Here is a 26,760-nt window from a genome sequence, read left to right on the forward strand (position 1 = left end):
CGTTGAGGATGCAACTGCTCGTTTCGACAGATCAAAAGGAATCTGGGCAACTTATCTCGACGATCTGATCAAGGCTGCGAAGTTGCGAGGCTGGTTTGTCACCATTCTTTGGGAAGGGTTCTGTGGGATTTTCATATTCAACACGCTACTGATAGACGTACTTGAACGCTGGAAATTAAATCCGCCACCTGATTTGCTCCATCCCGACATCATCGAATGGTCAAAGCCACTCCCACCGGAACAATGGGCCAAACGTTCCCCTGAACTGGAAGCAGCTATCGCGTTGCGCGAGGCGGAACTCGCCCATCAAGCCGAGCGAGCATTGCTCATGAATCGGCCTTGAACGTCGTGAATCCACTTGCGGGTTTGCCCATCCCGGGACACGACGAACTACCGACTACGACGTCCGCCTTCCGGCGCACCTGCGGGCCGATGTCAGTCGGCTGATCCGTTATCTGCGATGCTTCGCGCTCCCTCTACCCGCAAGGATCGCGCAAGGGCAGGTTTTGGTTGCGGGCAATGATCAGGTAATAAAAAACCCGCATCGCTGCGGGTTTCCATTTCAAGGCCGGGCCTTGAGCTGCGCCTCGGCCGCCGACGCCAGATCCGGTGGCAAGAAATCCTTGTCCGGGTTGTAGTCGGCTTTCAGATAGCGCCGCAGATCTTCCAGATCTCCCGGGTTCAGCGTCCCCGCTGCCTGCTTCAAACGCAGGTTGTCGAGGATGTAGTCGTAGCGGGTGTTGTTGTAGTTGCGCACCGAGGTGTACAGCTGACGCTGGGCGTCGAGCACGTCGACGATGTTGCGTGTGCCGACCTGATAACCGATTTCCGTGGCCTCCACCGCGCTCTGGTTAGAGATGATCGACTGGCGGCGCGCCTGCACCTGCTCGACGTCGGTGTTCACCGCGCGGTGCAGGTTACGGGTATTTTCCACCACTTGCCGGCGCAGGGATTCGCGCTGCTGTTCGCTCTGATCCAGTTGCGCGTAGGACTGACGCACTTGCGAACTGGTCAGCCCGCCGCTGTAGATCGGGATATTCAGTTGCAGGCCCAGGGTGCTCTGCTCGACGTTGCCGCCATAAGGCGCGCCGAACGAGTTGGGGTTGGCGAAGCCGAGGGCGTCGTTGTCGCCTTTCTCGTATTTCGCCACGGCGTCGAGGGTCGGCAAGTGGCCGGCCTTGCGCTGCTTGAGCGTCTGCTCGGCGGAGCTGACCGCGTAGTTGCTGGCGAGCAGGTTGAGGTTCTGCCGCGCCGCGGTGTCGACCCAGGATTTCGCATCGTTGGGCGCCGGCGGCAGGATCGGCAGCGTATGGACGATGCCCTGAATCGAGTTGTACTGACGGTTGGTCAAGGTGATCAACGCCTGGAACGCATCATCGACCTGACGCTGGGCGACGATGCGGTTGGCTCGCGCGGTGTCGTAACTGGCTTGCGATTGCAGAACGTCGGTCTTGTCCGAGAGGCCGACATCGAAGCGCTCGTTGGACTGGTCGAGCTGACGTTTGAACGCCGCTTCTTCAGCCTTGGTCGAGGCCAGATTGTCCTGGCTGCGCAGCACGTTGAAGTAGCTTTCGGCCGATTGCAGGATCAGGTTCTGCTCGGTGGCCGAGAGTTGCAGGGCGGCCTGTTCGTTGACGTCCTTGGCCGCTTGATACTGGAACCAGCGATCGGCGCGGAACAGCGGTTGGGCGAGGGTCGCTTGATAGGAGTGCGCGCTGCGATTGGCAATCGCCGAAGGCTGGTCGATCGAGGTGCGCACGTCGGCGACTTCGGCGCCACCGGACAGGTTCGGCAGCAAGCCGGCGCGGGCCTGCGGCACCACTTCTTTCTGCGCGCCGTACTGGGCGCGGGCGGCGGCCAGATCGGCATTGTTGTCGACCGCTTCCTGATAGACGCTGACCAGATCGGTTTTGGTCGACAAGGGCGCTTCGGCCGCCCAGGCCATTGCGTTGGACGCACAAGACACGGCCACAGCCAGTGAGAGTTTGCGCAGCATGAGGCGATCCCTAGCATTAATATTATGGAAATAATCCGGGCGCCAAAGGTAAGGCGCGGCCTGCACAGCGTCAAGGCGGGGCAGGGCAAGGCGAGTGTAGTTGCGCAAACGCATCACAACAATCGGCCGAGCCCTTGTATTTGTGCCATTGATCATGGCGTTTGCCGCGGTGTTGGCGTTCTTTGCCAGTTGTGTCTAGACTGGCCGGGTTCTTGTCGGGGTGCCTTGCTATGAGGCTGAGATCGAATAATTTCGGATCCCGTTGAACCTGATCAGGTTAGCGCCTGCGTAGGGAACAAGATTTCTCGTCACCCGGCGAGTCCTCTTGTGCTTCGTCCGGGATATTGTTCGACAATCGAACGCTCGACGAATGCACAGCACCGGTCCTGGTGCGTCCGTGCCTTTCAGGTTCTGCTCCGACAATCCACTGCTGGATGCTGTCTGGAGAGCCCGTGATGACAACAAAAGAAAAAAACGCGATCAACCTGAGTGACTCGGCCAAGGTCGACGAGCAATCGGTCAAGCCGTTCACCCGTTCGCAAAAAATCTACGTTCAGGGCTCGCGTCCGGACATCCGCGTGCCGATGCGTGAAATCAGCCTCGACGTGACGCCGACCGACTTCGGCGGCGAGATCAACGCGCCGGTCACCGTCTACGACACCTCCGGCCCGTACACCGATCCGGACGTAGTGATCGATGTGCGCAAAGGCCTGGCCGATGTGCGCTCGGCGTGGATCGATGATCGCGGCGACACTGAGCGCCTTGCCGGTCTGAGCTCCAACTTCGGCCGCGAACGCCTGGCCGACCCGGAGCTGACCAAGCTGCGTTTTGCCCATGTAAACAACCCGCGTCGCGCCAAGGCCGGGCATAACGTCACGCAGATGCACTACGCGCGTCAGGGCATCATCACCCCCGAGATGGAGTTCGTTGCCATCCGCGAAAACATGAAGCTGGAAGTGGCTCGCGCCGCAGGCCTGCTCGATCAACAACATCCCGGCCACAGCTTCGGCGCCAGCGTGCCGAAAATCATCACCCCGGAATTTGTCCGTGACGAGATCGCGCGTGGCCGTGCAATCATCCCGGCCAACATCAACCACACCGAACTGGAACCGATGATCATCGGCCGTAACTTTTTGGTGAAGATCAACGGCAACATCGGCAACAGTGCGCTGGGTTCGTCCATCGAAGAAGAAGTGGCGAAACTGACCTGGGGCATCCGCTGGGGCGCGGACAACATCATGGACTTGTCCACCGGCAAGCACATTCACGAAACCCGCGAATGGATCATCCGCAACTCGCCCGTGCCGATCGGCACCGTGCCGATTTATCAGGCGCTCGAAAAAGTCGGCGGTGTTGCCGAAGACCTGACCTGGGAGTTGTTCCGCGACACGCTGATCGAGCAGGCCGAGCAGGGCGTCGATTACTTCACCATCCACGCCGGCGTACTCCTGCGTTATGTGCCGCTGACCGCCAAACGCGTCACCGGCATCGTTTCCCGTGGCGGTTCGATCATGGCCAAGTGGTGTCTGGCGCATCACAAGGAAAACTTCGCCTACACCCATTTCGAAGAAATCTGCGAAATCATGAAGGCCTACGACGTCAGCTTCTCGCTCGGCGACGGCTTGCGCCCGGGCTCGATTGCCGACGCCAACGACGCCGCGCAGTTCGGTGAGCTGGAAACCCTCGGCGAACTCACCAAGATCGCCTGGAAGCACGACGTGCAAACCATGATCGAAGGCCCCGGCCACGTGCCGATGCAGTTGATCAAAGAGAACATGGACAAGCAGCTTGAGTGCTGCGACGAAGCGCCGTTTTATACCCTCGGCCCACTGACCACCGACATCGCTCCGGGTTATGACCACATCACTTCGGGCATCGGTGCGGCAATGATCGGCTGGTTCGGTTGCGCGATGCTCTGTTACGTGACGCCGAAGGAGCACTTGGGCCTGCCGAACAAGGATGATGTGAAAACCGGGATCATTACTTACAAGATCGCCGCGCATGCAGCGGACCTGGCCAAAGGGCATCCGGGCGCGCAGATTCGCGACAATGCCTTGAGCAAGGCGCGTTTCGAATTTCGTTGGGAAGACCAGTTCAACCTGGGTCTGGATCCGGACACTGCGCGTTCCTACCACGATGAAACCCTGCCGAAAGACTCGGCGAAAGTCGCGCATTTCTGCTCGATGTGCGGGCCGAAATTCTGCTCGATGAAAATCACCCAGGAAGTCCGTGAGTACGCGGCCAACCAGCGCATCGACGCGGTCGACGTGGACGTCGCCAAGGGGCTAGCTGAGCAGGCCGAGCGGTTCAAACAGGAAGGCAGTCAGCTGTACAAGAAAGTTTGACCCCGTACTGATCGTTCCCACGCAGAGCGTGGGAACGATCACAACAAATGTCCCTTTGAGATAACACCCTTGAGCATTCAACCCGGCACTTATTCCCCCGATCTGGCCGTACCCGCTGAAAAGCGTGTCTTCGGCGGCCGCGATCTGTTTTCCCTGTGGTTCTCCCTCGGCATCGGCCTGATGGTCCTGCAGACCGGCGCATTGCTCGCGCCGGGGCTGGGCCTGTCCGGTGCGTTGCTGGCGATTTTCCTTGGCACACTGGTGGGCGTGGTGCTGCTGGCTGCGGTCGGCGTGATTGGCAGCGACACCGGCCTGTCATCAATGGCCGCGCTGAAGCTCAGCCTCGGCCGCAAAGGCGCGAGCCTGCCGGCGTTGCTGAACTTGCTACAACTGATCGGCTGGGGCTCGTTCGAAATCATCGTCATGCGTGATGCCGCCAGCTTGCTCGGCACCCGCGCCTTCAGCGAAGGCTCGCTGTGGGCCAATCCGATCCTGTGGACAGTGTTTTTCGGCGCACTGGCGACCTTGCTGGCAGTGAGCGGCCCGTTGACGTTCGTGCGGCAGGTTCTGCGCAAGTGGGGCATCTGGCTATTGCTCGCGGCGTGCCTGTGGCTGACCTGGAACCTGTTCGCCAAAGCTGATCTCGCCGCGCTGTGGGCGCGCGCCGGTGACGGTTCGATGTCGTTCGCCGTGGGCTTCGACATTGCCATCGCCATGCCGCTGTCGTGGCTGCCACTGATTGCCGATTACTCGCGTTTCGGCAAGCGTGCGAAGAATGTTTTCGGCGGCACGGCGGTGGGTTTCTTCATCGGCAACTTCTGGCTGATGAGCCTCGGCGTCGCTTACACCCTGGCGTTCGCACCCAGCGGCGAAGTCAACGCACTGCTGCTGGCTCTGGCGGGTGCCGGTCTAGGGATTCCGTTGCTGTTGATTCTGTTGGATGAGTCGGAAAACGCTTTTGCCGATATACATTCGGCGGCGGTTTCGAGCGGGATTGTGTTGCGTCTGAAAGTCGAGCATCTGGCCTTGGCCATCGGCCTGGTCTGCACGCTGATCGCACTGCTGGCGCCATTGGCGCAGTACCAGAATTTTCTGTTGCTGATCGGCTCGGTGTTTGCGCCGCTGTTCGGCGTGGTGCTGGTCGATCACTTCATTCTGCGCAAGCGCAGTGCTCAGGTCGCGTCAGCCGCATTGCGCTGGCCGGCGTTGCTGGCCTGGCTGGGTGGCGTGAGCACTTACCACTTGCTGGCGAATCTGTATCCGGATGTCGGCGCAACCCTGCCGGCGCTGGTGCTGGCAGGGTTGCTACAGCTGGTGCTGGGCCGGGCCTTCAGTTACGGCCGGGAAACAGCTCAGGCTTGAGAATGCCGTTCAGGCGCGGATAAGGAATCTTCAGTTCGACGTGGCCCAGCGCGTAAGGCGCGATGGTGGTCACGTCGTACTTGAGGATCACGCCGCCGTAAGTCAGCGCCACGTGCGGGGTTTTCACGAACGGCCAGTTCGCGACGAATTCCGCCTCCTGATCGAGCTTGGTGCTGATCAGCCAGCTGTTGTGCGCGACCTGCGCGGCTTTCCAGAACGCCTCTTCCTGACCCGGCAGCAGCATGTCGGACAGGTTCAGCACCTTGTGCTGCTGGCGCGAATAGTTGATGAAACCGCGACCCGGAGTGCCATGGGCGCCGCCGGTGTCGAGGTAGCTCGACAGCTCGATGATCACCAGTCCGTCATGCTGCTCGCGTACTTTCGCTTGCAGGTAGCTGCTGTTGCGCGGGCCGGCGCTGGCCAGGAACTGCTCGCGGTAGGCGGCCAGGGTTGGCGCGACCGGTGCGTTCTTCTCGGTGCGGGTCATTTGCAGCAGACGTTTTTCGATGATGCCGTCCAGTGCCGGCTCATCAGGGAAGCGCAGGGTGTCGATGTTCACCAGCGGGCAATCGGGGTTGGAACAGCCGGGTTTCAACTGTTCCGAGGCGTCGCGGGTGGTTTCCAGCGGCGTGCGATAGTTGGGCTGGAACAGGCTGGCACAGGCGCCCAGAGTCAGGGCAATAGCGGCCACAGAGGCAATTTTGAAAAGCGACATGGGCGTCCTTTCGAAAGCAGGGGAAGGCGAAAAGTTACCGCTTCGACTCTCAACGAAGCAGTCAGTTCGCCACTAAGCTAATTAGAGTGGGTTTCACCGTCACCGTCCATCCCGCTGACGGTAAAGGGGCTGCATCAAACGGTGCGGGCGCGTTAGGATGGCGCGAAGTCGAGGTTGCCGGTAACAGCAAACAATCTCGTAACGGATATGCAGTAAAGAGGATGCTCATGACTGACTTTGCCAACGCCATTCCGACCGCCGTCGATATCGTGCGGCGCGAAAAATGCTACGAGGGCTTCTACAAGCTCGACCGTGTGCACCTGCGCCATGAGTTGTTCGCCGGTGGCATGAGCCGCGAGATCAACCGTGAAATCTTCGTGCGCCACGATGCCGTGTGCGTCCTGCCTTACGATCCGCAGCGCGATCAAGTGGTGCTGATCGAGCAGTTTCGTGTCGGCGCGATGGGCAAGGCCGACAACCCGTGGCTGGTCGAACTGGTCGCCGGTCTGATCGACAAGGACGAGCAACCGGAAGAAGTTGCTCACCGCGAGGCGCAGGAGGAAGCTGGGCTGGACATCAAGGCGTTGTGGCCAATGACCAAGTACTTTCCGTCGCCGGGTGGCAGCAACGAATTCGTGCATTTATATCTGGGGCGTTGCAGCACCGACGGCGCCGGCGGTCTGCACGGGCTGGAAGAAGAGGCCGAAGACATCCGCGTAACGGTCTGGGCCTTTGAAGATGCCTTGCAGGCTGTACGTGACGGTCGGATTGCCAACGCGGCGACCATCATCGCTTTGCAGTGGCTGGCGCTCAACCGCGCCGAAGTGAGGGGGCTATGGTCGTAAACAAGCTGCGCGATCGTTATCGGGTTGACCTCGTGGGGCTGCAAGCCGCCTGCGAGGCCAACTACGCGCGCCTGATGCGACTGCTGCCGGACATGCGCAACGAACCCGAGGCGCGGCGCATCGCCGTAACCCAGGGCGAACAGATGCTCGGCGTGCTCGCCCTCGAAGTGCTGCAGACCTGCCCGTACACCACGACTTTGCAGGTGCGCCAGGAGCACAGCCTGCCCTGGTTGCCGGTGCCGCAATTGGAAGTGCAGGTCTATCACGACGCGCGCATGGCCGAAGTGGTCAGCGCCGAACATGCACGACGTTTTCGCGGCATCTATCCTTATCCGAACGCCGCCATGCACCAGCCCGATGAAAAAGCCCAGCTCAATGTGTTTCTGGGCGAATGGCTGAGTCACTGCCTGGCGTTGGGGCACGAGTACGAAGTCGTTCGCTAGTTGTGAACTGCGTCCGCTTCGGCGGTTTCCCCTTTGTGTCATCCCCCAGCATAATTGCCGCACCCATCCATTGCGTGCCTAGCCCCGGGAGAGCGCCTTGCCCAGCGTATCGACATTGACCAGCGCCGACCCGGCGCTGCTGGTGCAGTTGTCCGACAGCCACCTGTTCGCCGAAGCGGACGGCAAGTTGCTGGGCATGAAAACCCGCGAGAGCCTGCAGAAGGTCCTCGACCTGGTGTTGGCACAACAGGCGCAGATCGACCTGGTGCTGGCCACCGGTGATATTTCTCAGGACGGCACGCTGCAGTCCTATCAGGCATTCCGCCAACTGAGCGCGCAGATCGCCGCGCCGGCACGCTGGATCCCCGGCAATCACGACGAGCCGATGATCATGGCCGAGGCGGCGGTGCAGAGCACGTTGCTCGAGCCGGTAGTCGATATCGGCAATTGGCGGGTGACGATGCTCGATTCGGCGGTGCCGGGTTCGGTGCCCGGGTATCTGCAGGATGATCAGTTGCAGTTGCTGGCGCGGTCGTTGAGCGAAGCGCCGGAGCGCCATCATCTGGTGTGCCTGCATCATCATCCGGTGTCGATTGGCTGTGCGTGGATGGAGCCGATCGGCCTGCGTAACCCTGAAGCGTTTTTTGAAGTGCTGGATCGCTTTCCGCAGGTTCGCGCGGTGTTGTGGGGGCACGTGCATCAGGAGCTTGATCGCGAGCGCCACGGCGTACGCTTGATGGCATCGCCGTCGACATGCATTCAGTTCGAACCGCAGAGTGTGGATTTCAAGGTGGGCGAGCAGGCGCCGGGGTATCGATGGCTGCGGCTGATGCCGGACGGGCGGCTGGAAACCGGGGTGGAAAGAGTCACTGACTTCGAGTTCACAGTCGACTACGGCTCCAACGGTTATTGATAATCCCTGTAGGAGCTGCCGAAGGCTGCGATCTTTTGATCTTAAAAACAGAATCAAAAGATCGCAGCCTTCGGCAGCTCCTACAGGTGCATTTGTATGGCCCATCCATCGCTGACTCCCTGTAAACTCCGCTATCTTTCGCCGACAGCCAGGGAGCTCAAATGTCCGGTTCGATCCTCTATATCCACGGTTTCAACAGCGCGCCGGCCTCAAAGAAGGCCTGTCAGCTGGTCGCGGTCATGGAGCGGCTGGGGTTGAGCGAGCAATTGCGCGTGCCGGCGCTGCATCATCATCCTCGCGAAGCCATCGGTCAGCTCGAGCAGGCAATCGCCGAGCTGGGCCGGCCGTTGCTGGTGGGAAGCTCGCTCGGCGGCTACTATGCGACTCACCTGGCCGAGCGCCATGGCCTGAAAGCCCTGCTGGTCAATCCGGCGGTCAGCCCGCACCGGATGTTCGATGGTTATCTAGGCACGCAGAAAAACCTCTACACCGATGAAACCTGGGAACTGACTCACGACCACGTCACGGCGCTGGCCGAGCTGGAAGTGCCACCACCGCAGGATCCAAAGCGTTATCAGGTCTGGTTGCAAACCGGCGACGAAACGCTGGATTATCGCCTCGCCCAACAGTATTACCGCGCCTGTGCCTTGCGCATTCAGGCTGGCGGCGACCACAGTTTTCAGGGCTTTGCCGGGCAATTGCCGGCGTTGCTGAGTTTTGCCGGCATGGCTGCCGATATGTATCAGGCAATCGATTTCACCACGCTGTGAAGTCTTGCCCCTCTTTCATGAATGACTGACGACGAGACCTTATGGCCACTCCCAGCGCTAGTTCTTATAACGCCGACGCCATCGAAGTCCTCTCGGGCCTCGACCCGGTGCGCAAACGCCCCGGCATGTACACCGACACCAGTCGGCCGAACCACCTCGCCCAGGAAGTCATCGACAACAGCGTCGACGAAGCCCTGGCCGGCCACGCCAGATCGGTGCAGGTCATCCTGCACGCCGACCATTCGCTGGAAGTCAGCGACGACGGCCGTGGCATGCCGGTAGACATTCACCCGGAAGAGGGTGTGTCCGGCGTCGAACTGATCCTTACCAAGCTGCACGCGGGCGGCAAGTTTTCCAACAAGAACTACCAGTTCTCCGGCGGTTTGCACGGCGTGGGTATTTCCGTGGTCAACGCGCTGTCGACCGAAGTGCGCGTGCGGGTCAAACGTGACGGCAACGAATACCAGATGACCTTCAAGGATGGCTTCAAGGCCTCCGAGCTGGAAATCGTCGGCACCGTCGGCAAGCGCAACACCGGTACCAGCGTGTACTTCGCGCCGGACCCGAAATACTTCGATTCACCGAAATTCTCCATCAGCCGCCTCAAGCATGTGCTCAAGGCCAAGGCTGTGTTGTGCCCGGGCTTGTTGGTCAGCTTCGAAGACAAAGGCACCGGCGAGAAGGTCGAGTGGCATTACGAAGACGGCCTGCGCTCGTATCTGGTTGACGCGGTCAGCGAGTTCGAACGCCTGCCGGACGAGCCGTTCTGCGGCGCCTTCGCCGGTAATAAAGAAGCGGTCGACTGGGCACTGCTGTGGCTGCCGGAAGGTGGCGACGCGGTGCAGGAAAGCTACGTCAACCTGATCCCGACCGCGCAGGGCGGCACTCACGTCAACGGTTTGCGTCAGGGCCTGCTTGATGCCATGCGCGAATTCTGCGAATTCCGCAGCCTGCTGCCGCGCGGCGTGAAGCTGGCGCCGGAAGACGTCTGGGAGCGCATCGCTTTCGTCCTGTCGATGAAAATGCAGGAACCGCAATTCTCCGGTCAGACCAAAGAACGTCTGTCATCGCGTGAAGCGGCGGCGTTTGTCTCCGGTGTGGTCAAGGATGCGTTCAGCCTGTGGCTCAATGCCAACCCGGAGACCGGTCTGGCCCTGGCCGAGCTGGCTATCAATAACGCCGGCCGTCGTCTCAAGGCGAGCAAGAAAGTCGAGCGCAAACGCGTCACCCAAGGCCCGGCATTGCCGGGCAAACTGGCTGACTGCGCCGGGCAGGACCCGATGCGCTCCGAGCTGTTCCTGGTCGAGGGTGACTCCGCCGGCGGCTCGGCCAAGCAAGCGCGGGACAAGGAATTCCAGGCGATCCTGCCGTTACGCGGCAAGATCCTCAACACTTGGGAAGTCGATGGCAGCGAAGTGCTCGCCAGCCAGGAAGTGCACAACATCGCCGTGGCCATCGGCGTCGATCCGGGCGCGGCGGACATGAGCCAGCTGCGCTACGGCAAGATCTGCATCCTCGCCGACGCCGACTCCGACGGTCTGCACATCGCCACGCTGCTGTGCGCACTGTTCGTCCAGCACTTCCGTCCGCTGGTGGATGCCGGTCACGTCTACGTGGCGATGCCGCCGCTGTATCGCATCGACCTCGGCAAAGAGATCTACTACGCCCTCGACGAAGCCGAGCGCGACGGTATTCTCGATCGCCTGGTGGCCGAGAAAAAACGCGGCAAGCCGCAGGTCACCCGATTCAAGGGTCTGGGCGAAATGAACCCGCCGCAACTGCGCGAAACCACCATGGACCCGAACACCCGGCGTCTGGTGCAGTTGACGCTGGGCGAAGACTTCGCCGAAACCTCGGAAATGATGGACATGCTGCTGGCGAAGAAACGCGCCGGCGACCGCAAATCCTGGCTGGAATCCAAAGGCAACCTCGCCGAGGTGCTGGCCTGATGCAGTTTGGCTGGGCCCTGGCGGGTGCGTTGCTGCTGAGTGCGCTGAGCGTGTCGGCCGAGCCGCTGCAACAATTGCGGCTGCTTTCCGAACACCCGGTCGAAGGCATGCGCGGCGGCAACCTGTCGGGGCTGGCCATGTGCGGCAATGAGCTGTGGACGGTTTCCGATCGCGATGACGAGCAGATCTACCGCCTCGATACCCGCGATCCGGTCTGGCAGGCGCAAACCGTGCACATCGACGTACCGCCCGTGCCCGAGAGCGGCTTGCCGTGGGGCTTGAGTTCGCGCACGTGGGCGGCGTCGTTCATTCGCGGCGGCGATCTGGATTTCGAAGGCATCAGTTGCGACAGCGCTGGCAATCGCTACATCGTCAGTGAGGCCCATGCGGCGGTGTTGCAGGTGCCGGTCAGTGGCCCGCCGAACTGGCTGAAGATCTCGCCGCTGCTGGTTCGCGAAGCGCGGGCGAGCGGCATGCTGCTGAAGTTCAATTCGATCTTCGAGGGCTTGGCAATCAACCCGGCGGGCGATCAGATGTGGCTGGCCGCCGAACGGCAGAAGCGCGGCCTGCTGCTGATCAAGCGCCAGCAGACGGTGTGGGATTGCGACGGTCGCTGCGTGCTGCTCAGTGAGGGCGGCAAAGAGATGCAGCCAGCGCAGTTTCCGAAGGCGAAAGCGGTTCATCGCGACTTTTCCGACATTTCGTTGTTCAACGGCAAGCTGTTCACCCTTGAACGCAACGCTTTCGAGATTTGTCGTCGCGATGCGCAGACGGCCAAAGTCGAGCTTTGCTGGTCGTATGCCAGCGAGCTGTTGCAAGACAATCGCCGTTACGCGCAGAACTATGGACTGGAAGAAGCGCTGATCATTGATGCCGAGGGTGCCTGGATCGGCGTCGACAACAATTTCGGCCCGCGTGCCGACGGTGAAGTCCGTCCGGTGGTCTGGCGCTTTGCCGCACCGGACGGTGGCTGGAGCGCCGGGCCATGAGCCAGCAACCGCCGGGCAAACGTGCCGGTCGGGTGTTGATGATCCTCGCCTGGTGCGCGGCGCTGTTTCTCGCGACGCGGTTTTTCGGTCAGTGGGAGCAGCGCCAGCAGAATCCGAACATCGTGGTTACGTCGGAGCAGGGCGAAGGGTTTATCGAGGTGAAACTGGCGAGCAATGCCCAGGGGCATTTTGTCGCCAGCGGCCAGATCAACGGCGAACCGGTGGAGTTCATGCTCGACACCGGCGCGACCGATGTGGCGATACCGGCGGATCTGGCCAAGCGTTTGAAGCTGCAAGAAGGTTTCGGCGTGACCCTGAGCACGGCCAATGGCCTGAGCCAGGGCTACCGAACAAAGATTGCCCGTCTGCAACTGGGCGACATTGTTTTGCGTGACGTTCGCGCACTGGTGGCGCCGGGGCTGCATGGCGATCAGGTGCTGCTCGGCATGAGCGCCCTGAACAAACTTGAATTTACCCAGCGCGGTGGCACCATGCTGCTGCGCCAGACAACGAACCGATGAGGCCCGCATGAGCGACTCCCTTGATCTCAGCCTGGACGGTGTAGAACGCCGCTCGCTGGCTGACTTCACCGAAAATGCCTACCTCAACTACTCCATGTACGTGATCATGGACCGCGCCTTGCCACATATTGGCGACGGCCTGAAACCGGTACAGCGGCGTATTGTCTACGCCATGAGCGAACTGGGGCTGGACGCCGATTCCAAGCACAAGAAATCGGCGCGTACCGTCGGTGACGTGCTCGGCAAGTTCCACCCGCACGGCGACTCGGCGTGCTACGAAGCGATGGTGCTGATGGCGCAGCCGTTCAGCTATCGCTACACGCTGGTCGATGGCCAGGGCAACTGGGGTGCGCCGGACGATCCGAAGTCTTTTGCCGCCATGCGTTACACCGAAGCGCGTTTGTCGCGTTATTCCGAAGTGCTGCTCAGCGAACTGGGCCAGGGCACTGCCGACTGGGGCCCGAACTTCGACGGCACCCTGCAGGAGCCGCTGGTGTTGCCGGCGCGATTGCCGAACATTCTGCTCAACGGCACCACGGGTATTGCCGTGGGCATGGCTACCGATGTGCCACCGCACAACCTGCGTGAAGTCGCCACCGCTTGCGTACGCCTGCTCGATGAGCCGAAAGCCACGGTCGAGCAGCTCTGCGAGCATATTCAAGGGCCGGATTATCCGACCGAAGCGGAAATCATCACGCCGCGTGCCGACCTGCTGAAAATGTACGAAACCGGCAAGGGCTCGGTGCGCATGCGCGCCGTGTACCATGTCGAGGATGGCGACATCATCGTCACCGCGCTGCCGCATCAGGTCTCCGGGGCCAAGGTGCTGGAGCAGATCGCCGCGCTGATGCAGGCCAAACCGTCGAAAGCGCCGCAGATCGCTGATCTGCGCGACGAATCCGACCACGAAAACCCGTGCCGCATCGTGATCATCCCGGTCAACAGCCGCGTCGATCATGAAGCGCTGATGCAGCATCTGTTCGCCAGCACCGAGCTGGAGTCGACCTACCGGGTCAACGTCAACATCATCGGGCTGGACGGCAAGCCGCAGCTGAAAAACCTCCGTGCGCTGCTGGTCGAATGGCTGGAATTCCGCGTTCAGACCGTGCGTCGTCGCCTGCAATTTCGCCTCGACAAGGTCGAGCGTCGCCTGCACCTGTTGGACGGTTTGCTGATCGCCTACCTCAATCTGGATGAAGTGATCCACATCATCCGCACCGAGGAGCACCCGAAAGCCAAACTGATCGAGCGTTTCGCCCTCAGCGAGATTCAGGCCGACTACATTCTCGACACCCGCCTGCGTCAGTTGGCGCGACTGGAAGAGATGAAGCTGCGCGACGAGCAGGACGAGCTGCTCAAGGAGCAAGCCAGGCTGCAGGCCCTGCTGGGCAGCGAAGCGAAGTTGAAGAAACTGGTGCGCACCGAGCTGCTCAAAGACGCCGAAACCTACGGCGACGACCGTCGCTCGCCAATCGTCGAGCGCGCTGAAGCCAAGGCGCTGACCGAGCACGACCTGCTGCCGAACGAAAAGGTTACCGTAGTGCTGTCGGAAAAAGGCTGGGTGCGTTCGGCCAAGGGCCATGACATCGACGCTACTGGCTTGTCGTACAAGGCCGGCGATGGCTTCAAGACCTCGGCGGCGGGGCGCTCCAACCAGTTTGCCGTGTTCATCGACTCCACCGGCCGCAGTTATTCGGTCGCCGCGCATACCTTGCCGTCGGCCCGTGGCCAGGGCGAACCCTTGACCGGCCGTCTGACGCCGCCACCGGGCGCCTCGTTCGAATGCGTGCTGATGCCCGAAGACGATGCGCTGTACGTGATTGCCTCCGATGCCGGTTACGGCTTCGTGGTCAAAGGCGAAGACCTGCAAGCGAAGAACAAGGCCGGCAAAGCGCTGTTGAGCTTGCCGAACAACGCCAAGGTCATCGCGCCGCGCCCTGTGGCCGATCGTGAGCTCAACTGGCTGGCCTCGGTCACGACCGAAGGTCGCCTGCTGATCTTCAAGATCAGCGATCTGCCACAATTGGGTAAGGGCAAAGGCAACAAGATCATCGGTATTTCCGGTGAACGCGTCGCCAGCCGCGAGGAATACGTGACGGACATTGCCGTCTTGCCGGAGGGCGCCACCCTGGTATTGCAGGCCGGAAAGCGCACCCTGTCACTGAAGGCCGACGACCTCGAACACTACAAAGGTGAGCGTGGTCGTCGCGGAAATAAACTTCCGCGGGGCTTTCAGCGGGTCGATGCGCTGCTCGTCGAAAACCTCAATTAGACGAGAACGCCTTCCTAGAGCGCTCGATCTGCGATTAAACACGTAGATCGACGCTTTGGCGCTGGAGTCGGAACGCATATTCACGGATGATATGGCCTTTCAAGCGCCGGCGTGGCCGAGCGTTCTTCATATTTATTGAGTATTTTCACTGTGGTCAGCCTTGTGGCGGCCACCTGGACGGGATGATGACTGCGCTACGCCCCCTTATTTTGTTGCTCGCCGGCGTTCTTGGCCTGGCGGGTTGCAGCGTTCACCAGCCGGTGTCGCTGTACCAACTGGACAGCGGAAGTCCGGTTCAGCCTGCGCAAAGCGCGGGCATGGCGGTTTTGCTGGGGCCGGTAGTGGTTGCCGATTACCTTCAGCGTGAAACCCTGCTGCAACGTCAACCGGACGGCAGCCTGCAAGCGGCGACCGACGGTCGTTGGGCCGGCAGCCTTTCGTCGGATATCGATCAATTGCTGATGCGTCAGGTCGCCGGTCACCTCGACAGCCAGCGTGTGGTGCTGGCGCCCGCTACCGCCGGGTTCACTCCGGATGTGCAGGTGCTGCTGACCATCACCCGTCTGGATTCCGGAGCGAAACAACCGGCGATTCTCGATGCGCAATGGCGCTTGATCGATCGCCGCGGCAAGGTGCGCGATAACCGCATCATTCATCTGCAGGAATTGCACGCCGGCAGCACCGCTTCGCAAGTGCAGGCACAGGGAATGCTGCTGCAGCGTCTGGCCGAGCAGTTGTCGGTCGCGCTCAAGCCGTTGGCCAATCAGCCTCCTGTGGCTGAGGCTCCGCGTAAACGGGACGCCAAACCGGCAGCACCGGCGGCCGAAGCCGAGAAACAACCGAAGATTCCGATGGCCTCGCCGATTCGTACGGACATGGAAGTGTTCCGCTTCTAAGTCTGGAACGAGTCAGAACAGAGCCCGCCTTGTGCGGGCTTTGTTGTGTCTGGGGCACAGATTATTCGTCGTCAGCGCTGACTCCTTCGCGAGCAGGTTCGCTCCAGAGTCTGCACGCTGCCGATCAAATGTGGGAGCGAGCTTGCTCGCGAAGGGGGCCGTACAGGCAATAAAAAGCCCGCAGACAATTACTCGTCTGCGGGCTTTTGCGTATCGGGCCTAAGCCTTACGCCCGGCGCTCATGCATCCGCGCCAATTGCCGCTCCAGCATCGATGGATAAGGCTCCATCAACCGCTCCACACAGCAGGCGCCCTCGGGGCTGGCGATCGGCCGGATCCGCGCACGTTGGCGAATCAGCGCGTCATCACTGATCTTGCGCTCGACCAGCAGCAGATTGCGGCTGTGCTGCGACAAGGCCAGTGCATCCTGAGCCGAATCGGTCAGCAGCAGGTCGATCTGGCTCAAACCAAACAACTCATCGCCCAGTGTCAGGCCCAGCTGCAATTGCAGGGTGATGCCGCTGTCCGCGACTTCGATCTGCAACTGGTGACCGAGTGCGCGCAGCAGTTCGCCGCAGCAGATGGCATTGGTCAGGTAATCGTCGCCGCAGTCTTCGGTGTGGAACAGCAACAGCGTGCTGCCATCGTTGAGGGTTTCGATTTCGCCCTGATACAGCGAAGCGGCCTGCTCGAGGCAGTCGCGATAGCGTTCCTGCAATTCTTCCAGGCGTGCGCGAGGCAAACGTCGCAGTTGCTCTTGCGAGCCGAGTTGCACGGCCAGTACGGCGGTGTGCTGTGGCACGTCAGGAGTCGGTTTGCGCGTGAGCGGTTGTGCGGCGTCGTTGAGCGATTCGTCGCGAAGGTCGGCGAAGGCGTCATCGTCATCATCGTCTTCGACGGTGCTGACCAAGTGGCGCGGTGCCGGTTTCTTCGCGGCCAGCGGGCGGCTTTCGTCGAAGCTTGGATCGCGCAGGTTACGCACCTCGAATTCCGGTTCGTCTTCTTCCTCGACAAATTCCGGCTCGGGTTCAGGTTCAGGCTCAGGTTCCGGGGCGTAGCTGGCGTGCAGCTGGCGCGCCAGATCGCCGATTTCATCCTGACGATCAATGCCCGGGGTGTGCGCGTCGATGCGGCGCAGCCATACACGCAATTGCAGCAACGGCGTCGACAGATAGCGGCCCATGCGCAGGCTCAGAGCCAGCGACAGTGCCAGCAGAATCGCGCTCAGAATGCCCATGCTTTGCAGGCTGATGGTCATAGGCTGCTGGAACTGATCCATGTCCAGGCTGATGCGCAGTTGCCCGGCCGTCACGTCCTGGAAAGTGATCTTGCTCTCGTACATGCCCTCGGCTTCGCCCAGCAGGCTGTGCTTGGGACGCTGACCGGACTCGGCGAGGATGCGGTTGTCCACGCTGTAGATCGCCGCGTGGGCGACCAGTTTGTTCTTGGTCAGGTTGTTGAGCAGCACGTTGAGGCTGAGGATGTCGTTGGACACCAGCAGCTCGGTGGCGGAGGTGGCGGTCTGCGTCGTCAGGCTTTCGCCCAGCGCATCGGCCTGCTCGTGCATGGCCTGCTTGAATTGCAGCCCCATCACCCCGGCATAGATCACCAGGGCCAGAGCGACCAGGATCACGTTGTGGCTGGCAATGCGCAATGCAATCGGTACACGGCGATGGCGCAGTGCACGGAAGATCAGCAGGAAGAAGTTATCGGTTTTGACTGGCGTGGGCCGGTTCACTTGAGCTCGGCTCTTTGTCCGTGAAGTTGACGCGCAGTATAGCGACAGGCCCCAGACCGGCAAAGCGCTCGCGGTGCCCGATGGTCACTGAAAGTGGGTAGAATGCGGTTTTTTTCCAGTTGCGGGGGTGCGCGTTGCGCGAAATCGTCCTGATTAACATCACGGGAGTCGACCGTCCGGGTCTGACGGCGGCCATCACCGGTGTTCTGGCACAAGGTGGTGTGAACATTCTCGACATCGGTCAGGCGGTGATCCACGACACCCTGTCGTTCGGCATCCTGGTTGAAATTCCCGATTCCGAACAAGGCAAGTCGGTGCTCAAGGACATCCTGTTCAAGGGTTACGAACTGGATCAGCAAGTGCGTTTCACCCCGGTGTCCGAAGAGGATTATCAGCAGTGGGTGGGCAATCAGGGCAAGAAACGCCATATCGTCACCCTGCTGACGCGCAAAGTCACCGCCGGCCAATTGCAAGCTGTCAGCGCGATTACCGCTAAATATGGCCTGAATATTGACCATATCGACCGTCTGTCAGGGCGCATGCCGCTGGACACGCCGGCCGACAAGGGCAAGGGCTGCATCGAGTTTTCCGTGCGCGGCGAAGCGGCCGATCCGCAGGCCTTGCGCGCCGAATTCCTCAGCGTTGCCCAGGAATTGAACGTCGATATCGCCTTCCAGGAAGATTCGCTGTTCCGTCGCAACCGGCGTCTGGCCGTGTTCGACATGGACTCGACGCTGATCGAAGCGGAAGTCATCGATGAGCTGGCCAAGGCGGCCGGCGTGGGTGATCGAGTGTCTGAAATCACCGAGCGCGCCATGGCCGGCGAACTGGATTTCCGCGCCAGCTTCAAGGAGCGTCTGGCGCTGCTCAAGGGTCTCGACGTCAGCGTGCTCGACTCGATCGGCGCTTCGCTGCGCCTGACCGAAGGCGCCGAAACCCTGTTCGCCGAGCTCAAGCGCCTGGGCTACAAAACCGCGATTCTGTCCGGCGGCTTCACTTATTTCGCCAAGCAACTGCAAGCCAGGCTCGGTATCGACTACGTGTTTGCCAACGAGCTGGAAGTGGTCGACGGCAAATGCACCGGCGTGGCGATCGAGCCGATTGTCGATGCACAGCGCAAGGCTGACTTGCTCAAGGAGCTGGCGCACAAGGAAGGTCTGCGCCTGGAACAGACCATTGCCGTTGGCGACGGTGCCAATGATCTGCCGATGCTGGCGATCGCCGGGCTGGGCGTGGCGTTCCGCGCCAAGCCGTTGGTCAAGCAGTCGGCGAAGCAGGCGATTTCCACCCTTGGGCTGGATGGTGTGCTGTATCTGCTGGGCTTCCGGGATCGTGACGGGCAGTTGTAACTGACAAAGCACAAAGATCGTCCGAACGCGGCCCGAACCTTCGGCAGCTCCTACAGGGAAATGCATTCCAAATGTAGGAGCTGCCGAAGGCAGCGATCTTTTGCTTTAAAGCGAATTCCACAACGAATCGAAATCCTCTTCACCCCCGCCATTCTGCGCAGGATCCAGCGAGCGATAGGCGAACTGGTTGAAACTGTGCGTACTCGCCACCCGCCGATCCAGCCCGGCGCGGTGTTCCTCGCCCTGGGTGTTGATCAACACCTTGTTGCCTTCCTGAAACGGCAGGCGCGGCGCAAGCACGGTGGCCGGCACATCGATCGCACTGATTTCCGGCAACAGCAAACCGCGCAAATACTGGCTGTGATCATCTTTCGTTCGGACCAGTTGCAAGCCGCACGGCTGCGCGTGTGGCGCGACCAGTTCAATGCCCATCTGTGTGCCGCTGCCGCGCACCTGGCGGATCCAGCGAATCACCGCAATGCTCCAGCCTTTGCCCTCGCTGTCCTGAATGCCGAGCATTTCCCCGGCCTGCAACTCCGCCGCTACTTCGCTGGGCCAGGCCAGGCAATAACCGCCGGGACTATGGTTGATCACCGGCAAGGCGTAAGTCGGATAGTTCGGCGCGTTGCCGGGGCCTTCCTCTTCGCTCAACTGGTCGTACTGGATTTCCTCGTACGGCAACAGCTCATCGTTACTTTGCGGGGCAGCGTCGAACGCCTGACTCCAGCTGTCCTTTTCGCCGCTGGCCACCACGCTGCTGAAATTCGCCGCGCGGGCCCCGGGATGTTTGAGCAGTTCGCTGAAGGTGCGCTCGCCGCCGAGGTAGAAGTGCAGGGCGCTCATGCCGACGCACACAGTCAATGTGCCTTGACCGGCGATACGCTGAAAGCTGCGTTCCGCCGCTTGGCCCCAAGTAGCGTGCAGATGTTGCAGGGTGTCGACGCTGAGGCCGGCGGAAACGGGCAGTGGGGTCGAGGTGGACTGGTGCAGCAGGTGCGTTTCGAGCTGTTTGACCAGCGGTTGCGGGTCGAAGCCCAGCAGTGCGTTTTGTTGTTCGCTGCGAAACATTTTGCGATAGCGTGGACCAACATCCAGTTCCGGGCTGATGGCGAACAAACCCTCGTCGGCGCGGCCCGGATGCAGCTTGAGCAGGGCGCTCCACGGCTCGATCACCTCGGCCAGCCGGGCAATCTGGCTCTGACGCAATTGATTGCAACGGGCGCTGCCCAATAGCACTGCGGCGATGTAGGTCTGTTCGACGCTCAAGTCGCTGGTCAAAAAGGCGAGATCATCGCGCAGCCGCCGTTGTTGCAACTGCAATTGCGCAGCGCTGCGATACAACTGATGCAATTCAAACCACACGTGTTCCGGCGGTGAACTGTACAACTGCGTGGCGCGCACCAGTTGCGCCTTGAGGGCATGCGCCGCGCGTTGCAATGCGGTGCTGACCAACGTCGCGCGGTCCTTGCTGTATTTGGGCAGGATGCGCAGAACGATCTGTTTATAGCCGATGGCCAACTGACCTTGCAGCGCCTGACACAGGTTGCTGACCTTGCGCGAGCGCTCGTCGAGCATGATCGCCTGATGGAGAAAGTGCCGTTCCAGATGCTGGCAGACGAAATACACCTCGGGCCGCAGCAGTTCCAAGAGTTGCAGGCGATTGTCGCTGGGGGTGAGCAACAGGTTCAGTTCGCCGAGGCCTTGATAGAGCAGGCGGGCGGTTTCGCCGATGTTGGCCTTGGGCAGGCCGGCGATCCAGCGCTTGAGATCACGCGGGCTGGCGTCGCAGAACGACAGGCGCGTTTGCGTGGGAGTCGGAGCGCGCAGCTTGGGAGAAAAGTTGGTCTGGCTCATGAGCAAAACCATAGCAGCAAATGTCGCAGTTTGCGGAAGCAGCGTCGGCTGCTTCCGCGAACAGGGTCACGCTTTTGGTAGTGCCAGGCCTTGGCCCATCTGCACTGGCGAACCGGCCACCAGCTCTTCGGCCCACTTCACCTGGTCCGGGCCAAACAGCACGATCGCCGTTGAACCGAGCTTGAAGCGTCCCAGTTCCGCGCCTTTTTCCAAGTGAATCGGTGCGCGTGCGGCTTCGTCGTAGCGGAAGGTTTTCAGCTCACGCTTCGGTGGGGTCACCAAGCCGGCCCACACGGTTTCAATCGAAGCGACAATCATCGCGCCAACCAGCACCACGGCCATCGGCCCGCGCTCTGTATCGAAAATGCACGCCACGCGCTCGTTGCGGGCGAACAGCTCCGGGACGTTTTCGGCAGTGGTCTGGTTCACCGAAAAAATACGGCCCGGGATGTAGACCATTTCGCGCAGGGTGCCGGCCAGCGGCATGTGCACGCGGTGGTAATCCTTCGGCGACAGGTAAATGGTGGCGAAGTCGCCGCCCATGAACGGCGCCGCGTTGGCTGCATCACCGCCGAGCAATTCGAGCACGCTGAAGCTGTGGCCCTTGGCCTGGAACACCCGACCATGTTCGATCGGGCCAAGCTGGCTGACCGCACCGTCGGCCGGACTGAGGATTGCGCCCGGGGTTTCGTCCAGCGGCCGCGCGCCGTCTTTCAGGGCGCGAGTGAAAAACGCGTTGAAGTGCTCGTAAGCGGTCAGGTCTTCGACCAGTGCCTGGGACATGTCCACTTGATAACGTTTGGCGAACCACTGGGTGAAAGCATTCTTGAACCAGCGCACTCGGCACTCGGCAATGCAGCCAGCCAGACGCGACAGCAGGTGATGCGGCAGCAGGTACTGGCTGAGGATAAACAGACGCTCTTTCATTGATTTTCCTTGGAAGCTTGAATCTCGACAGGCGTGTCGGGGTGGTTGCCCCATTCGCCCCAGGAACCGGCGTAGCCCTTGACCCGCGGATAAGCGAGGGATTTGGCCACCAGATAAGTGAAGCCCGACCGGTGATGGGTCTGGCAGTGGGTAATGATTTCTTTGTCCTTGGTGATCCCGAGGTTTTCGAGGATCTGCGGCATGTCGCTGCGGATACGCAGCTGACGCGTCTGGTCCATGCCGGCGGTCCATTCGAAATTGACCGCGCCGGGGATGTGGCCGCCCTTGGCTGCAAGGACTTTCTCGCCGGAGTATTCCAGCGGCCCGCGCGCATCCCAGATCGCCAGATCGGCGGCGCCGAGACGGCTTTGCAGGTATTCGCGGGTGGCGGTCGGTTCATCGTGCAGGGTCAGCGAAACCGGGCCACCGACCGCGGCGGGCACCTGAATCGACATGGGCATACCGTCCGCCAGCCAGGCCGGCAGACCACCGTCTATATAGTGGTACTTGTTGTGGCCAATAACATCGAGCAGCCAGATGAAGCGCCCGGCCCAGCCGCCGCCCTCATCGTCATACACCACGTAGACCGCGTCTTTGCGATGACCGAGCTCGCCGAACAATGCTTCCAGATCGGCCTTCGCCGGCATCAGCCCGGGCGCCGGCGGCTGGCCGAGCTGGGTGCGTTTCGGGTCGACAAAACGTGCGCCGGGCAAGTGACCTTCGGCATACCGGGCAGGGCTAGTCAGATCCACCAGAATCAGTTCCGGCGACTCCAGGCGCGGCAGCAGATCGCTCGGCTCAATGACGAGCGGCAAGCCAGAGAAGTCAGACATGTGAGGTCTCCAGAGCACAAAGGGGAGGATTGTAGCGCAGGCTCATTGGCCGCGGCTGCTAAAGCTGTGCAGGGCTTTTTCGACGCACTGCGCGGTTTTTCCGAAGGCCTGCACGGTGATGTCGGCGAACGGCCCGCCGCCCTGATCGGCGACGACGATCATGATCACCCGGCCATTGTTGACCAATGAACGCAGAAACAGGTGTTCACCGCGAAACAGCGTGCGCAGGCTCGCGGGCAACAAGGCACAGAATTGGGCGTTGTTTTCTGGCGTGATGCGCACCTGCGCCTGCTGAGCGAGCAGGCGCTGCAGGACCTTGCTTTGGCTGACGACAAAGCTCAACGCCGCTGCATCCTTCGGCAGGCCGGCAGTTTGATGTACACGCAGGGTCGTGTGCGTGCGGTCAGCCATCAGAATCATCACCCGGCGCATGCCGCTGGCCACCAGAGCCTCGCGGGCGGCGACGGTCAGGCTCATGGCATTGGTGAAACGGCTGGGCTCGGCGAGGAGTTCGGCGCATTGCCGACGCCACTGGCCCAGATCATCCGCATTCGGTGCTGCGGCCGGGAGCATGCCGGCCGGCAAGCGACGGGTGCCCCACGGCCAGATCAGCGAAACCGCCGGGTGCCACAAATCAGGCATTGCGTGCTGACGTGCGCTGTTCGCCGCTTGCTGGTGCAACTGTTGCTGCACTTCGTCCATGGAAACCTGCAGGTACAGGCTCGTCAGGTACTGCCAGCGGTTGCTGTGCGGACTGTCCCAGGCCTGTTGCGCCGACAGTGCCAGGCCGTTGGCCAGCAGCACAGTGTTGGCCGGCTGGTTGAGCCAACGCCGTAGCGTCGGGTCGTCGTCGAGGCGGTTTTGCTGCCGCAAAGGGTGTTCGCTGTCGCGGGCGATGCGCAATACCTTGACCAGTTCGCGTTGCTCGCTGAGCAGCAATTTGTAGCCTTGCTCGACCCAGATCGGCAGGTGCCAGGCCTGGACCAGTGCTTCGGCAATCTTCAACAGGCGCACGCCGAACAATTGCTTTTCGACCACACGCGCCGATTCGCCCTTGTGAATCACCCGCAGCTCCCACTCTTCGAGCAACTGCGGATAGGTCAGTGCCAACGGCCACAGCGGCGACAGGAACAGCAGGCTGCCCCAATGGATGTCCTGCCACAACCGCGCCAGGCGACTGGCAAAAAAACCGTTGGCCTGCTGTGTCGCGTGTTGGCTGATCAGTTGCAATTGGCGCAAGGCCCTGGGGATCTGCCGGTGCGGTTGCGCAGGCAGGCGCGCGAGCAATTCTTCGGTACGCGCAAGGCCCAGGCGATTGATTGCCACCTCAAGATTTTCCGCTGGCGCGGCCATGGTGCCGTGGGTGTGACGATTCGCCTCACGGATGATGCTCAAGGCCAGCGCCGGGCTGTCCTGCATCAGATCGGCGATGTCGCGCAGCGAGCTGCGATTGTCGCGGATCGCCCGGCAGACTTTGTCGTGAGCCTCTTGCGGTACGGGCAGGGGGACGCTGTCAAGCAGCTTGACCCAAGCCTGGAGGGTGCTCGGTTTTACCGATGGAATGTTCGTTTCATTAGCCATGTCTGGACGAGATCTTCACTGACTGTAGACGCGCCCGGCATGGGCTAAATTGGCTTTTCGCCTGAACTGGCTATAGTCTGGCGCAGTTTTGCCGATAAGTAGAAGAAGAGATTTTTTAACTTCCGAATATGACCTTGAACCCGACTCAGTAAGTACTTTCTACCTATGGCTAAAATTATCGGCATCATCGTCGTATTCGCGAGCGTGCTCGGCGGATACGTGCTCTCCCACGGCAAGATTGCCGCCCTGATCCAGCCCTTCGAGGTGATGATCATCGGCGGTGCGGCCCTCGGCGCTTTCCTCCAGGCCAACCCCGGTTACATGACGATGCACGTGCTCAAGAAGTCCTTGAGCATGTTCGGTTCGCGTTTCACCCACACGTTCTATCTGGAAGTGCTCGGGCTGATCTACGAGATCCTCAACAAGAGCCGCCGCGAAGGCATGATGGCTATCGAGGGCGACATCGAAGATGCCGCCGCGAGCCCGATTTTTGCCAAGTACCCGGCCGTGCTCAAGGATGAACGCATGACTGCGTTTGTCTGCGACTATCTGCGCATCATGTCCTCCGGCAACATGGCTCCGCACGAACTCGAAGGCCTGTTCGACATGGAGCTGTACAGCCTCAAGGAAGACCTCGAGCACCCATCGCACGCGGTCAATGGCATTGCCGACGGCATGCCCGGTTTCGGTATCGTCGCGGCGGTACTCGGTATCGTGGTGACCATGGCCTCGCTGGGCGAGGGCGACCAGGCATCGATCGGTCTGCACGTGGGCGCGGCACTGGTCGGTACCTTCTTCGGTATTCTCGCGGCGTATGGTTTCTTCGGCCCGCTGGCGCATTCTCTTGCTCACGACGCCAAGGAAGAGCTGAACGTCTACGAAGCCATCAAGGCCTCGCTGGTGGCTTCGGCGTCCGGCATGCCGCCGTCGCTGGCGGTCGAGTTCGGGCGCAAGGTTCTGTACCCGGCGCACCGTCCGAGCTTCGCCGAGCTGGAACAAGCGGTTCGCGGTCGTTAAGTCATGGAAAATAATCAGCCGATCATCGTCAAGCGCGTCAAGCGTATTGCCGCCGGGCACCACGGCGGGGCGTGGAAAATCGCCTTCGCCGACTTTGCCACGGCGATGATGGCGTTCTTCCTGGTGCTGTGGCTGCTGTCCACCGCCACGCCGGAACAGAAGATCGCCATCGCCGGTTATTTCAAGGATCCGGTCGGCTTCTCCGAAAGCGGCACGCCGTACATCATCGATCTCGGTGGCACCCCGACTCTGGCGCCGGAAAACACTCTTAATCCGGAAGTGAAGTCGCAGCCGCAGCCGGACAAGGTCACGGTCGACACCGATCAGGTTGAGGGCATGGCCGAGCAGGTCGAGAAGGAGCGTCTTGAGCTGCTGCTGCAGGAACTGCAGAACAAGGTCGACGAAAACCCGCAACTGCAGAAATTCAAGGATCAGATCCTCTTCGAAATCACGCCGAACGGCTTGCGCATCCAGATCATGGACGCCGAGAACCGGCCGATGTTCGACTCAGGTTCCGCGCGCCTGAAACCGTACTTCGAAGACATCCTGCTGGCCATGGCCGACACCATCAAAGCGGTGCCGAACAAGATCAGCATCAGCGGTCACACTGACGCCAAGCCGTACATCGGCACCGGCGATTACGGTAACTGGGAGCTCTCGGCCAACCGTGCCAACGCGGCTCGCCGTGCCTTGGTCGCTGGCAGTTATCCGGATGCGCAGGTGGCGCGGGTGGTCGGTTATGCCTCGTCGGCACTGTTCGACCGGGAAAACCCGTTCAACCCGGTCAACCGGCGGATCGACATTGTCGTACTGACCAAAAAGGCCCAGGCGGCTATCGAAGGTGCGCAAGGCGCAGATGCTGCGAAGCCGGCGGATCAAGGCCAGAACGGTGCCGCTCCGGCGACGCCGGTTGACCCGAACGCACTGCCGGCGGATCAGCAACCGGTGCCTGCACACGAGTTGCGCGAACGCTTGAACCTGTTCGACGACGCCGCACCGAAACCGGCGGAACCGGGGAGTGCGGCGCCAGCGCCAGCCACTCCGCCAGCCACTGCCCCGGCCCCAGCGCCGAAGCAGTGACCGACAAAAAAGCCGACAGTGATGTCGGCTTTTTCCTACCTGTAGAACAACAGGTTGCTGTATAGGAAACATCCTTCCTGCTTTGAAGAATCTCCTTACATCTATCTTTTTTTTGCTTTGTTAGCGTGCCCGCCAGTCTTCGCGAGCACAAACCACGGACGGTTTGGACATCGCGCTCTTTTCCTCTTTGCTTAAGGATAAGCGTATGTTCAGGTCGGCCAATGCGGCGCATTTTGCGTTGCAGATTCCTGCTATCCGTCACGACTTCAAGGTGCTGGCCTTCAGCGGCACCGAAGCGATCAGCACCCTCTACTGCATTCACATTGAACTGGTCAGCGAGCACCCGGATTTCGATCTGGAGAGTG

The 26,760-nt window shown here is 61.1% G+C and carries 21 protein-coding genes, 1 pseudogene and 1 riboswitch; of the genes and pseudogenes, 15 read left to right on the plus strand and 7 right to left on the minus strand.

The features are described from left to right. Positions 1–343, plus strand: a pseudogene (locus CXF97_RS13490) (hypothetical protein); the annotation flags it as partial. Positions 344–562: 219 nt separating this feature from the next. Here the strand turns inward: CXF97_RS13490 and CXF97_RS13495 are convergent. Then, positions 563–1,996, minus strand: coding sequence for a TolC family outer membrane protein (locus CXF97_RS13495; RefSeq protein WP_101158953.1), 1,434 nt, complete (start codon positions 1,994–1,996; stop codon positions 563–565). A 206-nt stretch (positions 1,997–2,202) separates the two neighbouring features. Then, positions 2,203–2,308: riboswitch (TPP riboswitch) on the plus strand. Between the two features lie 143 nt (positions 2,309–2,451). Here CXF97_RS13495 and thiC point away from each other — a divergent pair. Both thiC and cytX read left to right on the plus strand, forming a co-directional pair. Continuing rightward, a complete protein-coding gene (gene thiC / locus CXF97_RS13500; RefSeq protein ID WP_101158955.1) occupies positions 2,452–4,341 on the plus strand; it encodes a phosphomethylpyrimidine synthase ThiC in 1,890 nt (629 codons plus the stop codon). 69 nt (positions 4,342–4,410) lie between these two features. Continuing rightward, entirely contained in the window at positions 4,411–5,703 is a 1,293-nt protein-coding gene (cytX, locus tag CXF97_RS13505) for a putative hydroxymethylpyrimidine transporter CytX (protein ID WP_101158956.1), read from the plus strand. Here the strand turns inward: cytX and CXF97_RS13510 are convergent. Continuing rightward, the gene (locus CXF97_RS13510) at positions 5,672–6,418 is read right to left on the minus strand and encodes an RsiV family protein (RefSeq protein ID WP_016771974.1); all 747 of its coding nucleotides are present in this window, start codon (positions 6,416–6,418) and stop codon (positions 5,672–5,674) included. The genes cytX and CXF97_RS13510 overlap by 32 nt on opposite strands. A gap of 227 nt (positions 6,419–6,645) precedes the next feature. On the opposite strand from CXF97_RS13510, the gene CXF97_RS13515 reads away from it, so the two are divergent. The 9 genes from CXF97_RS13515 to CXF97_RS13555 all read left to right on the plus strand — a co-directional run bounded on the left by CXF97_RS13515 (position 6,646) and on the right by CXF97_RS13555 (position 16,016). Further along, a complete protein-coding gene (locus CXF97_RS13515) occupies positions 6,646–7,263 on the plus strand; it encodes an NUDIX domain-containing protein (RefSeq protein WP_101158957.1) in 618 nt (205 codons plus the stop codon). Then, a complete protein-coding gene (locus tag CXF97_RS13520; RefSeq protein ID WP_016771972.1) occupies positions 7,254–7,706 on the plus strand; it encodes a DUF1249 domain-containing protein in 453 nt (150 codons plus the stop codon). The genes CXF97_RS13515 and CXF97_RS13520 overlap by 10 nt, the downstream gene beginning before the upstream one ends. 97 nt (positions 7,707–7,803) lie before the next feature. Beyond that, entirely contained in the window at positions 7,804–8,619 is an 816-nt protein-coding gene (gene cpdA / locus CXF97_RS13525) for a 3',5'-cyclic-AMP phosphodiesterase (protein ID WP_101158958.1), read from the plus strand. 161 nt (positions 8,620–8,780) lie between these two features. After that, positions 8,781–9,389 carry a YqiA/YcfP family alpha/beta fold hydrolase gene (locus tag CXF97_RS13530; RefSeq protein ID WP_101158960.1) on the plus strand — a complete coding sequence of 203 codons (609 nt, stop codon included), beginning with the start codon at positions 8,781–8,783 and terminating at the stop codon, positions 9,387–9,389. 41 nt (positions 9,390–9,430) lie between these two features. Beyond that, positions 9,431–11,338, plus strand: coding sequence for a DNA topoisomerase IV subunit B (parE, locus tag CXF97_RS13535; RefSeq protein ID WP_101158962.1), 1,908 nt, complete (start codon positions 9,431–9,433; stop codon positions 11,336–11,338). Then, positions 11,338–12,327: an esterase-like activity of phytase family protein gene (locus tag CXF97_RS13540; protein ID WP_101158963.1), complete on the plus strand. Its 990-nt coding sequence runs from the start codon at positions 11,338–11,340 to the stop codon at positions 12,325–12,327. The genes parE and CXF97_RS13540 overlap by 1 nt, the downstream gene beginning before the upstream one ends. Further along, positions 12,324–12,848, plus strand: coding sequence for a TIGR02281 family clan AA aspartic protease (locus tag CXF97_RS13545; protein WP_071174225.1), 525 nt, complete (start codon positions 12,324–12,326; stop codon positions 12,846–12,848). Before CXF97_RS13540 ends, CXF97_RS13545 begins: the two co-directional genes overlap by 4 nt. A 7-nt stretch (positions 12,849–12,855) precedes the next feature. Next, positions 12,856–15,120 carry a DNA topoisomerase IV subunit A gene (parC, locus tag CXF97_RS13550; protein WP_101158964.1) on the plus strand — a complete coding sequence of 755 codons (2,265 nt, stop codon included), beginning with the start codon at positions 12,856–12,858 and terminating at the stop codon, positions 15,118–15,120. Between the two features lie 185 nt (positions 15,121–15,305). Then, positions 15,306–16,016 carry a membrane integrity-associated transporter subunit PqiC gene (locus CXF97_RS13555; protein WP_101158966.1) on the plus strand — a complete coding sequence of 237 codons (711 nt, stop codon included), beginning with the start codon at positions 15,306–15,308 and terminating at the stop codon, positions 16,014–16,016. A gap of 226 nt (positions 16,017–16,242) precedes the next feature. Here CXF97_RS13555 and CXF97_RS13560 read toward each other — a convergent pair whose 3' ends face one another. After that, positions 16,243–17,754 carry an AhpA/YtjB family protein gene (locus CXF97_RS13560; protein WP_101158967.1) on the minus strand — a complete coding sequence of 504 codons (1,512 nt, stop codon included), beginning with the start codon at positions 17,752–17,754 and terminating at the stop codon, positions 16,243–16,245. Between the two features lie 134 nt (positions 17,755–17,888). Here CXF97_RS13560 and serB point away from each other — a divergent pair, with 134 nt between their 5' ends. Next, positions 17,889–19,103, plus strand: a complete 1,215-nt coding sequence (gene serB / locus CXF97_RS13565) for a phosphoserine phosphatase SerB (protein ID WP_041477650.1) — start codon at positions 17,889–17,891, stop codon at positions 19,101–19,103. A gap of 105 nt (positions 19,104–19,208) precedes the next feature. On the opposite strand, the gene CXF97_RS13570 is transcribed toward serB, so the two are convergent. The 4 genes from CXF97_RS13570 to CXF97_RS13585 form a co-directional block, all read right to left on the minus strand. Beyond that, positions 19,209–20,957, minus strand: coding sequence for a molecular chaperone (locus CXF97_RS13570; protein ID WP_101158969.1), 1,749 nt, complete (start codon positions 20,955–20,957; stop codon positions 19,209–19,211). A 66-nt stretch (positions 20,958–21,023) separates the two neighbouring features. Then, positions 21,024–21,884: an archaetidylserine decarboxylase gene (gene asd / locus CXF97_RS13575; RefSeq protein ID WP_024011354.1), complete on the minus strand. Its 861-nt coding sequence runs from the start codon at positions 21,882–21,884 to the stop codon at positions 21,024–21,026. Then, on the minus strand, positions 21,881–22,717 hold the full coding sequence (gene rhdA, locus CXF97_RS13580; protein WP_101158970.1) for a thiosulfate sulfurtransferase: 837 nt from the start codon (positions 22,715–22,717) through the stop codon (positions 21,881–21,883). Before rhdA ends, asd begins: the two co-directional genes overlap by 4 nt. Positions 22,718–22,759: 42 nt before the next feature. Then, positions 22,760–24,298 carry an HDOD domain-containing protein gene (locus CXF97_RS13585; RefSeq protein WP_101158972.1) on the minus strand — a complete coding sequence of 513 codons (1,539 nt, stop codon included), beginning with the start codon at positions 24,296–24,298 and terminating at the stop codon, positions 22,760–22,762. Between the two features lie 165 nt (positions 24,299–24,463). Here CXF97_RS13585 and motA point away from each other — a divergent pair, with 165 nt between their 5' ends. Together motA and motB are read left to right on the plus strand one after the other, a co-directional pair. Then, entirely contained in the window at positions 24,464–25,315 is an 852-nt protein-coding gene (gene motA / locus CXF97_RS13590; protein ID WP_024011357.1) for a flagellar motor stator protein MotA, read from the plus strand. Positions 25,316–25,318: 3 nt separating this feature from the next. Further along, the gene (gene motB / locus CXF97_RS13595; protein WP_101158974.1) at positions 25,319–26,395 is read left to right on the plus strand and encodes a flagellar motor protein MotB; all 1,077 of its coding nucleotides are present in this window, start codon (positions 25,319–25,321) and stop codon (positions 26,393–26,395) included. Positions 26,396–26,760: the final 365 nt, after the last annotated feature.

It is taken from the genome of Pseudomonas sp. Choline-02u-1 (assembly GCF_002836515.1).
Lineage (GTDB): Bacteria > Pseudomonadota > Gammaproteobacteria > Pseudomonadales > Pseudomonadaceae > Aquipseudomonas.

Coding starts and splice junctions, on each gene's coding strand:
- CXF97_RS13495 (WP_101158953.1), bottom strand. CDS start 1,996: ATGCTGCGCAAACTCTCACTGGCTGTGGCCGTGTCTTGTGCGTCCAAC.
- thiC (WP_101158955.1), top strand. CDS start 2,452: ATGACAACAAAAGAAAAAAACGCGATCAACCTGAGTGACTCGGCCAAG.
- CXF97_RS13510 (WP_016771974.1), bottom strand. CDS start 6,418: ATGTCGCTTTTCAAAATTGCCTCTGTGGCCGCTATTGCCCTGACTCTG.
- CXF97_RS13515 (WP_101158957.1), top strand. CDS start 6,646: ATGACTGACTTTGCCAACGCCATTCCGACCGCCGTCGATATCGTGCGG.
- CXF97_RS13520 (WP_016771972.1), top strand. CDS start 7,254: ATGGTCGTAAACAAGCTGCGCGATCGTTATCGGGTTGACCTCGTGGGG.
- CXF97_RS13530 (WP_101158960.1), top strand. CDS start 8,781: ATGTCCGGTTCGATCCTCTATATCCACGGTTTCAACAGCGCGCCGGCC.
- parE (WP_101158962.1), top strand. CDS start 9,431: ATGGCCACTCCCAGCGCTAGTTCTTATAACGCCGACGCCATCGAAGTC.
- CXF97_RS13540 (WP_101158963.1), top strand. CDS start 11,338: ATGCAGTTTGGCTGGGCCCTGGCGGGTGCGTTGCTGCTGAGTGCGCTG.
- CXF97_RS13545 (WP_071174225.1), top strand. CDS start 12,324: ATGAGCCAGCAACCGCCGGGCAAACGTGCCGGTCGGGTGTTGATGATC.
- parC (WP_101158964.1), top strand. CDS start 12,856: ATGAGCGACTCCCTTGATCTCAGCCTGGACGGTGTAGAACGCCGCTCG.
- CXF97_RS13555 (WP_101158966.1), top strand. CDS start 15,306: ATGACTGCGCTACGCCCCCTTATTTTGTTGCTCGCCGGCGTTCTTGGC.
- CXF97_RS13570 (WP_101158969.1), bottom strand. CDS start 20,957: ATGAGCCAGACCAACTTTTCTCCCAAGCTGCGCGCTCCGACTCCCACG.
- asd (WP_024011354.1), bottom strand. CDS start 21,884: ATGAAAGAGCGTCTGTTTATCCTCAGCCAGTACCTGCTGCCGCATCAC.
- rhdA (WP_101158970.1), bottom strand. CDS start 22,717: ATGTCTGACTTCTCTGGCTTGCCGCTCGTCATTGAGCCGAGCGATCTG.
- CXF97_RS13585 (WP_101158972.1), bottom strand. CDS start 24,298: ATGGCTAATGAAACGAACATTCCATCGGTAAAACCGAGCACCCTCCAG.
- motA (WP_024011357.1), top strand. CDS start 24,464: ATGGCTAAAATTATCGGCATCATCGTCGTATTCGCGAGCGTGCTCGGC.
- motB (WP_101158974.1), top strand. CDS start 25,319: ATGGAAAATAATCAGCCGATCATCGTCAAGCGCGTCAAGCGTATTGCC.